This is a genomic window from Mucilaginibacter inviolabilis (assembly GCF_011089895.1).
Classification (GTDB): Bacteria; Bacteroidota; Bacteroidia; order Sphingobacteriales; family Sphingobacteriaceae; genus Mucilaginibacter; species Mucilaginibacter inviolabilis.
On sequence record NZ_JAANAT010000004.1, the window covers coordinates 194,923 to 209,329 of the forward strand.

General features: G+C 40.4%; 16 protein-coding genes and 2 tRNA genes. 9 read left to right on the forward strand and 9 right to left on the reverse strand.

What is annotated here, in order from left to right; genetic code table 11:
* Positions 1 to 179: 179 nt before the first annotated feature.
* Both G7092_RS24295 and G7092_RS24300 read right to left on the reverse strand, forming a co-directional pair.
* Positions 180 to 1,253 carry a phosphotransferase enzyme family protein gene (locus G7092_RS24295; RefSeq protein WP_166093564.1) on the reverse strand — a complete coding sequence of 358 codons (1,074 nt, stop codon included), beginning with the start codon at positions 1,251 to 1,253 and terminating at the stop codon, positions 180 to 182.
* Between the two features lie 157 nt (positions 1,254 to 1,410).
* Positions 1,411 to 2,448, reverse strand: a complete 1,038-nt coding sequence (locus G7092_RS24300) for a LacI family DNA-binding transcriptional regulator (protein ID WP_166093566.1) — start codon at positions 2,446 to 2,448, stop codon at positions 1,411 to 1,413.
* A 216-nt stretch (positions 2,449 to 2,664) separates the two neighbouring features.
* Between G7092_RS24300 and G7092_RS24305 the strand changes: the two genes are divergently transcribed.
* Entirely contained in the window at positions 2,665 to 3,075 is a 411-nt protein-coding gene (locus tag G7092_RS24305; protein WP_166093568.1) for a DUF4267 domain-containing protein, read from the forward strand.
* Positions 3,076 to 3,137: 62 nt separating this feature from the next.
* On the opposite strand, the gene G7092_RS24310 is transcribed toward G7092_RS24305, so the two are convergent.
* Positions 3,138 to 3,410: a DUF1905 domain-containing protein gene (locus G7092_RS24310; protein ID WP_166093570.1), complete on the reverse strand. Its 273-nt coding sequence runs from the start codon at positions 3,408 to 3,410 to the stop codon at positions 3,138 to 3,140.
* Positions 3,411 to 3,606: 196 nt separating this feature from the next.
* Between G7092_RS24310 and G7092_RS24315 the strand changes: the two genes are divergently transcribed.
* The 4 genes from G7092_RS24315 to G7092_RS24330 all read left to right on the forward strand — a co-directional run bounded on the left by G7092_RS24315 (position 3,607) and on the right by G7092_RS24330 (position 6,616).
* The gene (locus G7092_RS24315) at positions 3,607 to 3,981 is read left to right on the forward strand and encodes a hypothetical protein (protein WP_166093573.1); all 375 of its coding nucleotides are present in this window, start codon (positions 3,607 to 3,609) and stop codon (positions 3,979 to 3,981) included.
* A gap of 129 nt (positions 3,982 to 4,110) precedes the next feature.
* Positions 4,111 to 5,004, forward strand: a complete 894-nt coding sequence (locus G7092_RS24320) for an alkaline phosphatase family protein (RefSeq protein WP_166093575.1) — start codon at positions 4,111 to 4,113, stop codon at positions 5,002 to 5,004.
* A gap of 64 nt (positions 5,005 to 5,068) precedes the next feature.
* Positions 5,069 to 5,872 carry a polysaccharide deacetylase family protein gene (locus tag G7092_RS24325; protein ID WP_166093578.1) on the forward strand — a complete coding sequence of 268 codons (804 nt, stop codon included), beginning with the start codon at positions 5,069 to 5,071 and terminating at the stop codon, positions 5,870 to 5,872.
* Between the two features lie 195 nt (positions 5,873 to 6,067).
* On the forward strand, positions 6,068 to 6,616 hold the full coding sequence (locus G7092_RS24330) for an inclusion body family protein (protein WP_202985405.1): 549 nt from the start codon (positions 6,068 to 6,070) through the stop codon (positions 6,614 to 6,616).
* An 85-nt stretch (positions 6,617 to 6,701) separates the two neighbouring features.
* Here the strand turns inward: G7092_RS24330 and G7092_RS24335 are convergent, their stop codons facing one another.
* Complete coding sequence (locus tag G7092_RS24335) at positions 6,702 to 7,769, reverse strand: cobalamin-independent methionine synthase II family protein (RefSeq protein ID WP_202985406.1); 1,068 nt, start codon at positions 7,767 to 7,769, stop codon at positions 6,702 to 6,704.
* Positions 7,770 to 7,970: 201 nt separating this feature from the next.
* On the opposite strand from G7092_RS24335, the gene G7092_RS24340 reads away from it, so the two are divergent.
* A complete protein-coding gene (locus G7092_RS24340; RefSeq protein WP_166093580.1) occupies positions 7,971 to 8,540 on the forward strand; it encodes a dihydrofolate reductase family protein in 570 nt (189 codons plus the stop codon).
* 360 nt (positions 8,541 to 8,900) lie between these two features.
* Positions 8,901 to 9,521: a dihydrofolate reductase family protein gene (locus G7092_RS24345; protein ID WP_166093582.1), complete on the forward strand. Its 621-nt coding sequence runs from the start codon at positions 8,901 to 8,903 to the stop codon at positions 9,519 to 9,521.
* A 245-nt stretch (positions 9,522 to 9,766) separates the two neighbouring features.
* On the opposite strand, the gene G7092_RS24350 is transcribed toward G7092_RS24345, so the two are convergent.
* A tRNA-Leu gene (locus G7092_RS24350) sits at positions 9,767 to 9,851 on the reverse strand.
* A 141-nt stretch (positions 9,852 to 9,992) separates the two neighbouring features.
* Positions 9,993 to 10,065 (reverse strand) — tRNA-Gly (locus G7092_RS24355).
* Positions 10,066 to 10,453: 388 nt separating this feature from the next.
* Here G7092_RS24355 and G7092_RS24360 point away from each other — a divergent pair.
* Positions 10,454 to 10,699 (forward strand): GlsB/YeaQ/YmgE family stress response membrane protein, encoded by a 246-nt coding sequence (locus G7092_RS24360; protein ID WP_166093584.1) that lies wholly within the window; start codon positions 10,454 to 10,456, stop codon positions 10,697 to 10,699.
* 89 nt (positions 10,700 to 10,788) lie between these two features.
* On the opposite strand, the gene G7092_RS24365 is transcribed toward G7092_RS24360, so the two are convergent.
* A complete protein-coding gene (locus G7092_RS24365; protein WP_166093588.1) occupies positions 10,789 to 11,469 on the reverse strand; it encodes a GNAT family N-acetyltransferase in 681 nt (226 codons plus the stop codon).
* 128 nt (positions 11,470 to 11,597) lie between these two features.
* Here G7092_RS24365 and tam point away from each other — a divergent pair, with 128 nt between their 5' ends.
* Positions 11,598 to 12,365, forward strand: a complete 768-nt coding sequence (gene tam, locus G7092_RS24370; protein WP_166093589.1) for a trans-aconitate 2-methyltransferase — start codon at positions 11,598 to 11,600, stop codon at positions 12,363 to 12,365.
* 59 nt (positions 12,366 to 12,424) lie between these two features.
* Here tam and G7092_RS24375 read toward each other — a convergent pair whose 3' ends face one another.
* Positions 12,425 to 13,642 carry an FAD-dependent oxidoreductase gene (locus G7092_RS24375; RefSeq protein ID WP_166093591.1) on the reverse strand — a complete coding sequence of 406 codons (1,218 nt, stop codon included), beginning with the start codon at positions 13,640 to 13,642 and terminating at the stop codon, positions 12,425 to 12,427.
* Positions 13,632 to 14,294: a GIN domain-containing protein gene (locus G7092_RS24380; RefSeq protein ID WP_166093593.1), complete on the reverse strand. Its 663-nt coding sequence runs from the start codon at positions 14,292 to 14,294 to the stop codon at positions 13,632 to 13,634. Before G7092_RS24380 ends, G7092_RS24375 begins: the two co-directional genes overlap by 11 nt.
* Between the last annotated feature and the right edge of the window lie 113 nt (positions 14,295 to 14,407).

Genomic DNA, 14,407 nt, shown 5'->3' on the forward strand with positions numbered 1-14,407 from the left:
TGTTTTATTTGATAGGCAATAGGTTAATACTTTTTAAAGTTTTCAAAACGTATTAAAATCGTGTTAAAATTTGTTAAAAAGTGTTAAAATGAGGGATTTTGAACAAAATTTGAGCTGTTTTTACCCCGTTTTTGAGCCGAAAAGTGTTAAAATTTAAGGTTTAAAAAGTTTTTCCGGCATCATTTAGGCTGACTCTGGGTGGCGGATACCATCTGCATAAATTTATCTTCGGATGCCATATATTTTTCCAGCAGGGTGAACTGGTTACGTGCCCTCACCAGGTTATGCCCGGGATAGCTGGAGCCGTAGTAAATGTCATTGTTCAGATAATCAGTCAGGAAACGGATAGCTTGCATATAGATCATAAATTTACCCGAGTACACAAACAGCTCGCGCTCGCCCTCGGTGAGGTTGTTGTTCATCTCCGAAAGATAGCCTTCTACAATGGCGGCAAAAAAATCTTCGCGCACCTCAATAAGGGAAAAATCCTGCTCTTCCTCGTTGGCGGGGGAGAGGTAAGTGCGCATCATATCGCCCACATCGCTGATGTAGTAGCCCGGCATTACCGTATCCAGATCAATGACGCAGAGGCCTTTATGATCGGTATCAAATAAAATATTACTGATCTTGGTATCATGATGAACAACACGTAAAGGTATCAACTGGTCGTGCATGATGGATTGATGCACATCGGCAATATCACGATGCTCAAAAGCCTGATCGATGGTGGCATGGGCTTCAGCCAGTCGCTCAGCACTGGCGTTTTTTACCACGCGCTTAAAAGTTTCAAACCGGCCAGACAGGTCATGAAAACCAGCCAGGGTGTATTGCAGGTTACTTACATTAAAGCCTGCCAGCAAATTGGTGAATTTGGCAAACTGGCGAGCGGCCTCAAATGCTTCATCTCGGGTTTGTACCGTATTTAAGGTGATGGAATTTTTGATAAATGGAAACAACCGGTAATACTCATTGTCGGTATATTTTACCATGTAATCGCCGGTTGTAGTTGGCAGCGACGCTACAAACAAATAATCTGGATAGCGTTTTGACAAATAGTTATCTATCTTGTTGGTATTTTGGGCTATATGTTCAGGTGTTTTAAAAACGTTTTTATTGATCTGCTGTAATATAAACTCATTGTCGTTTTTAAAACCGGTTATTTTCCAGGTTCGGTTGATCAACCCTTCGCCAAATTTTTCAATATGATAATCGTGTGCAATAAGGTTAAAGGATTTTAGAATAACATCAAACATTTACTAAGTTTTTTAAGGTTTTTTGAATGCTTAAACCAAACCTAATTAATAAACTGCTAAACTTTTCACGCAAACGTTTGCCTGTTTTTTTAATTGACAATCCTTTAAGATAAGTTCAAAACCAGTAGCTGATTTGAATGGTGTACTATTCACAATTTCAATAGCTGTTTTTGGCTTTATTCTCTACCAGCTGCGACTCTACCATTACATTGTAATAAGCCTGCACTTCGTCTGGCGATTGTTCTTTACGTGATAGGAGATCTAATAAAATATCGGCAGCTTTTTGCCCCTGGAGGTAGGGGAACTGCTCAACCGACGCCACGGGGGCATAGTCCATATAATTGATGATGGGTAAATTGGCGTAGCTTACAAATTGCAGGTCTTTATCCAGATCGATACCCAGGTTGCGGGCATGTTTTATGGCGTATAAAGACACATAGTCATTAAAAGTAACAATAGCGGTAGGCCTGCGTTTGTGGGCAAGCAAGCCGTCAAGTGCGGCCCGGGTACCGTCTTCGGTTAAATTACAGCTTACTATTAATGAAGGGTCAAATTTTAACCTGTTCTTTGTCATGGCTTTAATGTAGCCTTCTTTGCGTTCGCCGCTGGCAGCCAAGGTAGTTGGTCCATTGATAAGGCCTATGCTACGGTGTCCTTTTTGTAATAGGTAGTTTACAGCCTCAATGCTGCCGGTTTCCATATTACAGGCCACATAATGTATGTTTTTAAGCGGGGGGATGCGATCAAAAAATACCACGGGAATGTTAAAACGCTTCAGCATATCGAAATGAGCAAATGACGATGTGGTTTTGGCTACAGATATCAGCAAACCATCTACACGGGAATTTTTCATTTTTTCAACCAGCTGTATCTCCTTTTCTTCGTTGTCATGTGATTGGGCTATCAAAACGGTATAATTTCTTTTGTAGGCCGTATCCTCAATAGCACTGATAGCCGCCGAAAAAAAAGCTTCGGACAATTCGGGGATTATAACACCGATAGTGTAGGTTTTCCCTTTTTGAAAAGATATGGCGTTCTGATTAGGCTCATAACCCAGTTTTTCGGCCAATGCCTGCACCTTCAATTGGGTGGTAATACCAATAGTAGGATGTTTGTGCAAAGCCCTTGAAACTGTTGATACAGAAACATTAAGAATTTTGGCTATTTCTTTGATGGTGGCTGGTTTTCCGGTCATTATCGGTTTTAGTAATCATTAAAATTAGTAAAATGCTTTTAAACTGGCAATTTAAGCATTGGTTTATTGAAAAAGATAGAGCTTTCGGGGGGCTAAAAAGTCGTTTATCTTCACGCAAACGTTTGTTTCTGGATCCTGCTAAAATTCATTTATTAACCCAGGTGCATGAACAGGAATTTTGAGCAATCGAGATTTGTGACATTAATTAAAATAAAAATGAAAACACAAATTGACATTAAGCCTTGGGGCTTGCGCTCTGTATCCTGGTGGATTACTTTATTGCTGGCTACAGGTATTATTTTTATAGGCGTCCGTTTTATGATAGTGCCGCAGGTAGGTGCCACGGGTTTTGGTATATCTTTTTCAAACACCGGCGATGCAGCTTACGGCAAAATCAAAGGCATCCGTGATACCTTCTCCGGTCTGGTATTGTTACCTTTTCTATGGATGCGTATGCGGAGAGTAACCGCATGGGTATTTACCATTGCTATTATTGTACCTACAACCGATGCACTCATTATTCTAACAACCAACGGAATACATGATATTGCACACTTGATGATACATGGCGGTACTGCCTTTGTAATGATCATCACCAGCGTTTTGCTTTTTTGGCGGAAGGACTGATAAGGCAATTTTTTCAAGAATACCTGGCATTTTCGTGCCGGGTATTCTTGAATCTTTATTTATTATATACGCTCCAACAAGTTAATTGATACCGTTTCGCCTACATCCTTTCCAATAAGCTTACGCAGATCGGCCTTAATAGGTAATTTGTGAGTTCCATCACCCAATGCCATAAAAGAACTTTGGAAAGGGTGTCCGTCGATCGTGGCCTTAACTTTTACGAGACCACGGGTGCCAAAAAAACTAACAGAATCGGGCCAGATCAAATAGGTCCAACCACCTTTGCCGGGGCTTTTCAACAGCGTAGCGGTAAATTGTTTATTTAAAGTGCTCATATTGCAATATTTAAGTTTATATACAAATTTAAGTTAGTAGGAGACGCATAGGTAGGGGCAAACACTACTTTTAAAGGGGGCACCGCGGCATATTGCACTTTGAATACTTAGGTAAGAACCAGTTTTAGCTATCTTACTAATTTGATATTAGAAGAACATGTGTTAATATTGTATATAATATTAACATTAATTTAATATGAATAGAAGGGTATGCAGCATATTGATATTTGCCTTAGGCACTATGATGCTCCTGCTGCGCCCGTATATAGTGTATCGGTTTACACAAAAAAATGTAACGGCCGACAACCCCGTAAAAGCGTATAGCTTATTGCAGCGCCTGGTTAAGAAAAAAGATGAGCATCATGAAGTTACTGAAGTGATAGCAACAGTAAACCAACGCTCAAGATTCTCATTTCAACTCCCAGTAATATGGGTTGAGGCCTTTTTGGCTGGTATTGGAATACCTTTGAGTTTTTTATCTATAAAGATTACTCAAATATCGGTTATGTCGGTTTTTCAAATATTACCCGAAAATCACCGGTACCGGCTTATTTCCCGCTTTCAGATTTGAACATTAGTTGTTTCTAAAACTGCTACAATATCATTTAAGCTATTCGGGCCAGTAATGTTTTGTTTCTTACTATTAAGACGGCTTAATAGTTAACCGCCTATATCCATTTAAAATATTTAATAAGAGTAAATGAAAAATTTCTTGCCTTTTGTGGTTACTGTTTTTGTAGCCATTATGTTAACCGCTTGCCATCATACTCCAGATGTGCCCAGGTTTGACCATGTGATTGTGGTGATTGAAGAAAACCATGGTTATGATGAAGTGATAGGATCGGCTAATGCACCATATATTAGCCAACTTGCCCACGGTGGCGCCTTGTTTACAGATGCACACGGGGTTATTCACCCTAGTCAGCCAAATTACTTGGCTATATTTTCAGGAAGCACTCAGAGTGTTACCAATGATGACTGTCTTGACAATGTAACACCGTATACTACCCCAAACCTGGCGGCATCGCTCATCAGTCATCATTTTACGTTTAAGGGTTATGCGCAAACTATGCCGTCGGTGGGTTTTGAAGAATGTACTTATCAAACCAGCACCCTTACTGATGCGCATCTTTATGCGCGTAAACATGCGCCATGGGTTAATTGGCAGGGCGATCAGGAAAATAATATTCCAACGGAGTTGAGCCAGCTAATGACTGCTTTCCCGAAAGATTTTAGCCAGCTGCCAACTGTATCATTTGTTATTCCGGATATGGATAATGATATGCACAATATTGGTAAACCAGGTGATGCGGCCGCTGTAAAACGTGGTGACGATTGGTTAAAAGAAAATTTAGCCACTTATGCTACCTGGGCCAAAACCCATAATAGTTTGCTGATTATCACCTTTGATGAAGATGACTTTAAAACGGTGAATCATATTCCTACCATTTTCTATGGTGCGCACGTAAAACCTGGTTTATATAATGAAAAGATAAACCATTATAATGTACTACATACGCTGGAAGCTATGTATGGTTTGCCTGTTGAAGATAAAAATGAAGAAGCAAGCATTACCGATATCTGGAATAAATAGTTATTTCATAATTTAATAGACATGTTTCTGATTTAATTTTTGATCGATTATTAAACATATAGTTATGAAAAAAATGCTGCTGCTTTTTCTGTTATTAAATTTTACGGCCCAGGCGCAGGAAAAAATAAAATGGCCGGGGCAAAAGAAGGCTGTTATTGTGCTTACTTATGATGATGCGCTTGAATCGCAATTGAATGTGGCTATACCGCAACTTAAAGCGGCACATTTTACAGCCACGTTTTTTTTAACGGGTGATATCAACAGGTTAACCATACCACGGTGGCGGGCGCTCAGTAAAGAGGGTTTCGAACTGGGTAATCATACTATATTCCATCCTTGCTTGAGTAAAGATGATAATCCCGTTCCTTCTGACCGGTATACGCCATATAGCATGATACGGGAAATAGAGGTAATGAATCACCTTTTATATGCGGTTGATGGCAAAGAGCCACGGACCTATGCGTACCCCTGTGCCGAAACCCTGGCCGGCGGTAAAGATTATGTAGATACCTTGCGCAAATACGACATGGCAAAATACGCCCGTATAGGCGGCGATGCAAGCGACGGAGTGATCACTGATTTTAAACATCTTGATCCTTTGCGGGTACCGTCTTTTGGATTGGAAGATAATACCAGCGCAGATCAACTCATCGCTTTTGTGAAAAATGTGCAACAGAAAGGCGGTATGGGCATTATCATGTTTCATGGTATTGGTGGCGATTACATCACCACGTCGGCCAAAGCTCACCAGGAATTGCTTACCTATTTGGTGAAAAACCGGAATGATATATGGGTAACCACCTTTCAGCAAGCGATGGATTATGCCATGAAGGCAAGTAAAGCGGGTGGATCTGCTATATCCCGATAGCTGTTGAGGGGCTTTAAAGAAGCTTTTGAGCGTATAAATACTCATTTTTTGCATGCAGTATTTATACGCTAAGTAGGTTGGATATTTTATGCCAGGTTTGTATGATAAAGGGAAATGAGCAAGGTTTACCTTGAATTTGTAGTATTTCCCTGTTACGCTTAAAACAAACCAGCGCATACCTTCAACTTTATCACTGTGGCAATTTATAATGAGCTTCATTCTTCCTCGCAGGAAATAATTAACATCCAGATAGTGATTGATACTGATGCAATTACTACTGATTATCCGAACCCAAGTAAAGATCCTGCCAATCCAACCAGTTTGCCGCATAATTATATGTATATGGTAGCTACCAGGAGTGATGTTATTACCGGATCAGGAACGGCAAACATAAGTATAAAGGCAAATGTTGGTGATATTATCCGCTGGCATGCTGTATCTGAATACAGCAATTTTGATTCGGCGGTAGTTATTTACAATCTGGCTCAGTTTGGAGGAACAACTGTATTTAATAATCTAACCTTTAGTGTTTATACCAGGCAAGGGATTTTACCTGTTGACCGTGATACACTGCCGGTTGGCTTTTCTACGCAGAATTTTTGGTTTAATCAAGCCAATGTGATCAATACAGGGACAGAACACTACAACGTTCAGTTTGCGCTATATGTTCGCCATAAAGATTTTGCTGACCCGATATTGTTTGGTTATTATTACTGGGATCCAACGGTTACTGTACAGAATTAGTCATAATATGCCAAACAATAAAAGCCCGGATTTACCCAGGCTTCTATTGTTTCAATAATCAATATTTTACTTTTGATTGGGAATTTTAATTAGAAAGTATTTTCTCTGCCAGTCTGGTGCCATCTACCCGGGAGCGAATTTTCGAAAACGCGATTTCTCTGGCGGTAGAAGTATCATCGCCAAAAGGAGAAAAACCACAATCATCAGTAGTGCCTAGTTGTTGAACAGGTATAACTTGCGCTGCTTCCAAAATCAGGTCGCTAACCTGCTCTGCTGTTTCCACACGTGGATCAAGCACATTGGTAACGCCCAAAAACACATGTTGATTCGGTTTCAGGTTTGCTTTGATCGATTCAAGAATGGTTTTCTTATCTTTTTCGGCAGCATATTCCAGGTAAAAATTACCTGCATGCAGTTTAAATAATAGAGGGAGTAGCTCTGTATAAGGAATATCTGCACTATGGGTAGAGTCATGATCGCCTCCAGGGCAAGTATGAATGCCTATTCTCTTTTGCTCCTCGGCAGTAAACTTATCCAACACCTGGTTATTTAAATCAATAAATGCCGAAAGCAATTGCTTGCTTGGATCTAATTTTATGGCTAGCCGGGCTTCGGTAAAATCAATTTGTACGTTATATGCTCCATTATTTAAACAGGTTCTGATATCATAAGCCGCATCGTTGACCAGATCTGTTAAAAATTGTTCACGAGAATAGCCATCAATGCCCTCCTGTGGATAAAGTAAACTCATTGCTGAGCACGAAATAACAGCTTGTTTTATAGGAAGGGACGAAAATTGTTTGGCTTTTTGTAGGTATGAATTGGCAAAAGTGGTATAGCGAAAAGGCCCTGCGGTAAGCTTTGGCAATTGCCGGGTATGCCCATCGGCAAAAGGAATTACCACTCCATCTGGGGTAAAGTTTTTAAAGCCTTGCAAAGGATAGGTAACAAAGCTTGGTTTGGATTGCTCTCCATCAGAGATTACCGGTGATCCCGTAGTTTCCAATTCTTTGATAGTTTCTTGCGTAGCTTGATCAAATAGTTTGTTTAATTCTTCGGCTTTAATTTGTCCGGCTCCAAATGCGCTCATCGCTTGTTGTAAATAGGCCGGACGGGGAATGCTCCCAATTGGTTCAGTTAATATTTTCATCATTTGGTTTAAGATTGTTCATAAAGTTAAATTATTTAGGTATTGCCCCACAGAGAATTAGATAAAAACTTTACAACGAAGTAAAATATGCTTTTTCAATAAATGCAAGTGGTCGTGAATCCCCCCGCTAATTGTCATGATTCACCCTTGTGCACCTACCTTATCCGGTCTAACTTAGTATAACATAAACTAATAGCAAACAAAATGAGAAAGATCAGAATTTTTGAACATATCTCGCTGGATGGCGTGATCGAACATGATGGAGACTACACCTATGGCGCATGGACGAACCCCTATCGAAGTCCTGATGGCGCGGCCTTAGTCTTAGAGTCATACGGGGCGAATTTCGACCTGCTGCTTGGCCGCCATACCTACGATATATTTAGTAATTTTTGGCCTAGTGCGGGGAATTTTCCAATGGCTAATGCTATAAACGCTGCAACAAAACATATAGTAACACACAGGCCAGAGAGCCTAGAATGGGGACCTGTAAAGAATTTGGGTGAGGATGTTGTAAAGGCAATTCGCGATCTGAAGTCGACAGACGGGCCCGATCTGATTGTTGTGGGAAGTTCGACACTTACATCTTTGTTACTTGACCAGGGGCTTGTTGACGAAGTTGTGCTCATCACTTATCCCGTTTTGCTTGGCCGCGGCAAGCGTCTCTTTTCGGACAACTTTGATGCCCGCGAACTCGCTTTTATCAGTACTAAAACTACACCTACAGGCGTACTCATCAATGCTTACCGGCATCTTGGATCGTTGAAAAACTAATTTTTCGCTAACGCGGGGCGACTGCATGGGCGACAACGCTAGGAATTATCGGTTTATCTGATCTATGGCTTGTATTATCACCATATTATCAAAAAAGCCCTGATACGGACATGTATTAGGGCTTTACACTCCAACAGTAACAATTTTCCAATCACTTTTAGAAGACATAGAACTTCTATCGCGCTTAACCGCATAATATGAGGTGGGTAGCTGGAAAATTATCCAATCATTGTTTGATATCAAATGGTTACTTTAGATTTGGCAAATGCAGGTTGTCATAAAACGCCTTTATATTGTCGCAATTGCCCCTCATGCACGTACCTTGTCCGTTTTAACTTTGAAAAACAATAAATAAAAATTATGAGCAAAATTATCTTTGATTGCGGAATATCACTTGATGGTTTTTTCGCAGGCGATAACAGAAGTCCAGACAACCCAATGGGTGGCGTTTCACCCAAAATTCACCAGTGGATGTTTAAACAAAAGGCATTTTGGAAACAGGTCAATATGGAAGGCGGTGAAGAATACGGTGCAGACAGTAAATTAATTGATGATGTGTTTGCAAGAACAGGTTCTTACATTATGGGAAAACGAATGTTTGAAGAAGGCGAAGTGCATTGGAAAGAAGATTTGTACAAAACAGATGTTTATGTTCTGACACACGAAAAACGAGAACCTTGGGTTCAAAAGGGGACAACCACATTTTATTTTATCAATGATGGAATAGAAAGTGCCTTAGAAAAAGCAAAACAATCAGCCAAAGGAAAGGATATAAGGATACAGGGTGGTGCAGATACTATTCAGCAATATCTCAATGCAGGTCTTATAGACGAATTTTTCATTCACATTGCTCCCGTTTTTTTAGGAAGCGGCACCCGGCTCTTTGACGGCATGGATAAGGACAAATATGATATTCAAATTGTAGAAGTAATACCGTCAGACTTAACAACACATTTGGGGTACAAACTGACGAAGAAATAAAAACAGTAATAAAAGGCATATAAAAACAAAATCCCTGATACGCCAGTATCGGGGATTTGTACTCAGAGCCCCGATCAAATCGGGGCACTCCGTTTACGGGAACAGGATTTTAAGTCTTAGTTTGTGAATTGGAGATAAGCTTTTCAATAAAAACACGACTTTTCATTGATTTTATATAGAGTTCCCGAGAATTAGCTTCCGGATAAAAACAAAAACCCTGATACGGGCATGTATCAGGGTTTAAGTACTCAGAGCGGGAATCGAACCCGCACTCCGTTTACGGGAACAGGATTTTAAGTCCTGCGTGTCTACCAGTTCCACCATCTGAGCGGATGGGTTTTGCTCATTTTTCGTAACTGGTACTCCTTTACGGGAACCCCGATTTAAATCGGGGCGATCTACCAGTTCCACCATCTGAGCAGGTGTTAACCTTTTAAAAATAAAGCCCAACTTTTTGAAGGAAGGGCTTTGAGCGAAAGACGAGATTCGAACTCGCGACCCCGACCTTGGCAAGGTCGTGCTCTACCAACTGAGCTACTTTCGCGTTGGGAGTGCAAATATAGACAGAAAACCATATTCTGCAAGCAGAAAATTAAATTTGGCATTTTGTGTATCGCAAAAAAGTTTAAAGTGATCAATGATATTTTAGTAAAATAAGGGAATAAGGCAAGCATTATAAAAAGCTTAGTTTGGTATAATAGTATACCTTGTGTGGTGTTAATGTGTTGATTATCAATTTTAAATAATTGTATCTGATGTGAATAAGTATTACAAAATTTTAGATACCTTTATATAAACCTAAATAATTGAATAAGGGCAATTTCGCCTCTGAAATTATTAAAACACGCTTCACAATACTTATGGGCTATAGTGTATAACGCATTATAGCCATGTTACTCATTGGTCAATTTTTAACTTAAACTCATATAATTATGCACTTATTATTTCAAATTTTATTAGGCGGTATTGCCGGTTGGCTCGCCGGGAAAGTGATGAAGGGGGATGGTTACGGAATTATTATAGATATTCTGTTGGGTTTGGTTGGTGGATGGATCGGTGGTGCTATTTTAGGATGGCTGGGTATTCATTGGGGAGGGAGTATCGGTTACCTGATCACTGCCTTTTTGGGTGCTGTGTTGCTGGTGTGGATATCAAGGCTCATTAAGGGTAATTCATAAGTTACTTATACAGCCGTATCGTAAAACAAACTGGCCTGGTATGAAAATACCAGGCCAGTTTGTTAATAAATCCTGGTGATACAAAATCGTTAATTTTTCTGGATGATATTAAAAGTCATTTCTTTTCTGGCTACAAAGCCCAGTTTTTGGTAAAGCTTAATGGCTGTTGCATTATCAGTACGCGAATGAAGATAAGGGATGCCTGATGCCGCCATAATCTGGCGTATGTGATAATTAATGAGTGTGCCCGCGTAGCCTTTGCCATGATGGCTGGGGTGAGTGCACACAGCGCTAACCTCTATATAAGGCGATGGCTGCGTACGGTATCCTGCCATTGCGATGAGCTCATTATTATGGAAGATACCTTTGTAATTTCCAAAATCAATGGTGCGCTCCGTAAAGGGCCCCGGATTGGTCATTTTGGTTAGTGAAAGCATGGCTGTTATGTGTTCATCCTTTAGGTCAATCAGTTCGTGATTTAAAGGTTCTGGTGGTATTGGGCCATCAAATACCAGCTGTAATATTTTCATATTGTTCAATACTTTCCATTGAGCAGGAATGGTAATTTCATCTGCCGAAACAACAGCTAAAACCCGCTGACCGGTTATCAAATTGTGCAGTGTATTAAAATTGGCAGCCGAATAATCTTCAAAACCAACAAAAGGAGCTACGTTTTCGGCGAAATATTTAACCTGGTTGCTGCCATAGGCTAAATTACTGTTTCCTGATATTAAAGCATTCCAGATAGGGTTGTCGAGCAGATGTTTCATAATATAAGTGTGATGGACAAAATTAAAAGAAATACCGGAGGCGACAGTTATCTTAGGGTAATAAGAAACAGCGTTGAGTGTGCAATTTTTTTGCCCATATTTTGTTTTAATATTAAATACAAAACCCTATGAGCTGGTCATCAGAACAATATTCAAAATTTGAGAACGAACGAAACCGTCCTATTCGGGATCTACTTTTTAATATTCCAATTAACCAGGTAAATACTGCTGCAGATATCGGATGCGGGCCTGGTAACTCAACAGAGTTATTACTGACCCAGTTTCCCTATGCTCAAATCACGGGCATGGATAGCTCCGAAAATATGATTGAAGCGGCCCGTAAACGTATGCCCGATGTTCATTTTGAGGTTGACGATATTTCAACATGGCGCGATCCCGGACCCTATGATGTTATCCTGGCGAATGCGGCTTTACAATGGGTGCCTGACCATCAAACGTTATTTCCTGCATTGATCAATAAACTTGCTAAAGGAGGCTGTCTGGCTGTGCAAATGCCCGATAATTTTGATGAACCCGCGCATCGCCTCATGCGTGAAACAGCCGAAAACGGGCCCTGGGCAGCTAAATTAAATCAAGCATCAAAACGAATAAAAAGGGAAACAGCCGAATGGTATTATCGTAATCTGCGCGATAGGGTGGCTACGCTGGATATCTGGCGCACAGTTTACCATCACCCACTTCAGGGTGGCGCCGCAGCAATTGTGGAGTGGTTTAAAGGAACCGGTCTTCGCCCATTTATTGAGCCGCTTCATGATGCCGAACGCAAGGCTTTTCTGGCTCAATATGAAGAAGGAATAGCTAAAGCATATCCTCAATACTCAGACGGTTCGGTATTGTTGCCATTTCCAAGATTGTTTATTGTGGCAACTGTTTGAATTTTATAAACTTATAAAGCAACAAAGCCTCCCGATAATATTATCCGGAGGCTTTGTTATTAATCGTCCCATTTAATTTTATAATCGTACTTCCAGTCGACTGAGCCTAATTCAAATAGTCTGAGAAAAATAGACATGATAGTATCCCTAAACCATGCCGAGATGGGCGTGTGCACTTTTTTATCGGTATTATGTTTTTGGGCATCGGCACGTACTTTCTCCACCCGCGATTTTCTGATAGATTGAAAATCGAAAAAAGCCTTAGGATACTCGGTTGTAGTATATTTCCTGAGTAGTTTGGCTAATATCATGGCATCTTCCAAAGCTAAGGATGCTCCCAGGCCGCTGGTGGGACTCACCGCATGTGCAGCGTCGCCTATTAAAATGATTTTGCCTTTATGCCATTCGGGCAGGCTGGGCATATCATACATAACAGTTTTGATGATATGATCTGAGTTGACGATCAATTGCTGGACGGGTTGGTAAAAATCTTTATAATCAACAGCTAATTTGCTTTTTAGCGCCTCTGCCGAAAGATTCATTAAAGTTTGTTTAGCATCCTGCTCCGGTAATTCCAAGCTGCACCACCACATCAGTTCATCTGTAGTTTGGAAATTAAAACCAAAAAAGCCATTTAACCCAAAGGACAGGTTAAGGGCATCATGGTCATACTGTCCAAGGTAATGCCAAACCGCCGATCTTTGCGTAAATCCTCCGGAGCCATAAAAACCAGTATATTCTTCGGGGAAAGCATTGTTAAAGATGATTTTCCGGGTTGTGGAATGTATGCCGTCAGCGCCAATTAACAGCCCTCCCTCTACTCTGCTTCCATCATCAAAAATAGTGGTTATTCCTTCTGCACCCTCACTGATATCCTGCAACCGTTTTTGGAAGTTTACTGTGATGCCCTGTTCAACCACTTCCTGGTAAAGTATCTGCTGTAACATTGCCCGGGAGATCATCACGAATGGTTGTCCGTACTTTTTGATAGCATTGAGCTTTATCCTCGCCAGAAACTTTCCTTTGTAATTCCTGAAATTATTATAATCGAAGGTCTTTCCGGTATTGATCACCTTTTCACTCAAGCCCAACTCCTTTAATATGTTTATGCCGTTAGGAGCCAGACCTATGCCGCCGCCTCCTTTTACCTCAGAATATGCCTCAAAAACAATTGATGGAATACCTGCTTTTTTCAAAAATAAAGCCAAGGATAGGCCCGCATAGCCAGCTCCTATAATGATTACGGGTTTATTGGTAGCTCCCATCTTATTTAACATGTTTAATGATACCATCTCCATATTGTTTTACGTCTGTCAGCAATGCATTGCCGGCGTAGTGTACATCACCCTGACCCCAGTGAGCAATACTGATTGATCTGTTGGCATACAATTCTACATTACCCTCCGCCATGTTTTTGATAATCAAATCGTCTGCAACCATTTCCAGTGCAAATAAATTTCCTTCGCTTTGATTTTTGATGGTCAGCGTACCACATTTGCCTTTAAGGGTAACATTCCCAGCGCATTGGTTTAATACTTTTATAGCTGAAGCATAAATGTTCAGGGTGGTGTTGCCCATGCTTTGTATTTTTATCTCAAGCGGATTATTCAGTGTAATCGCTTGACTACAGTTTACATCACCGCCGTCGCAGCGTATATAAAGGGTGTCTATATGGCGTAAATAAACCTTGATGTTGCACCTGGTAAAAGATGGCCTCCTGAATTTTGCTTCGGAGGATATATAGAGAGTACGACCCGAATTAACTGCTTCAAAATAGTCAAGCAAATTTTCGTCGGTCTCTATTAATACTTTTTCTTCATCAGATGGTACCAATTCTATCAGTCCTTTTGATGCCAGGTGAAGCCTGATAAATGAGCTTACCGGTATCTCTTTGGAAACTATGTTCCCATTTCCTTTTATTTCAATCATTTGTCTTAATTTTTTAAAATTCATTTTTTGATTAGTATGCCCGGCGTCAGTAACAAGAAGTACTTTTCTGTATCTTACTATTGATTACCGGGATTTGATCAGTTTTTGTATTA